We start from the raw sequence: 671 nt of genomic DNA on the forward strand, positions 1-671 counted from the left end.
ACCGATTTGTTCGTCTGAGAGCTCGATCTGCCATGGCTGGCCTTTGGTTAACTGACGACCTGCCAGCATTCCGCGCGCAAGATAATCGAAGATTGTTTGCGGGGTTACTCCAAGCTCAGCCGCTGCGCCCTGAATCGAGAAGCTGCCGTCGGGCCAGCGCATCGGATTCTTGTCCACGCCGTTGATTTTGACGGTGGGAATGCCCCAGCGGGTGCGCAACAGCCAGACGTTCTCGCCTTTGAAGGCGCAGCCTCGGGCCGCGACAAAGCCTTCCTGATTGAGTATTGCCGCGATCTCGGCATCCATTTTGTGTTCAGCATTCAACTCGACGATCCGTCGCCGCAACCGATCAATGTCGATATAGTTGCGGTAGGTATGAACGCGCCGTTGTACGTGATGCTCGCTGGTTGCGCCGGTCTGCCAGACGATCTTGAGCCACACCTGACCTCGGGTCCGCTTCTGATCAAGAACGACTTCGCGGATGACAAATCGCAGAATGCGCTTGCGATCGGCTGCCGACGTGATGGCCGCGTTCCAAATCCGTGGAAGGTTCTCGCCGAGCGCTTGTAGGCCCGCGCGTTCCGCCGGGCCAATCAGAAGCGGCTCTTGCGCGCGCCAACGCGCATGCTCCTGCTCGACCGTCTCGACGACACGCAGCTTCTCTTCCCAAA

Annotated in this window: 1 pseudogene; it reads right to left on the reverse strand. The window is 59.2% G+C overall.

Annotated elements, in window-relative coordinates:
• A pseudogene (locus tag E4K64_RS40845) lies at positions 1–671 on the reverse strand (recombinase family protein); the annotation flags it as partial.

This window comes from Bradyrhizobium frederickii (assembly GCF_004570865.1).
Classification (GTDB): domain Bacteria; phylum Pseudomonadota; class Alphaproteobacteria; order Rhizobiales; family Xanthobacteraceae; genus Bradyrhizobium; species Bradyrhizobium frederickii.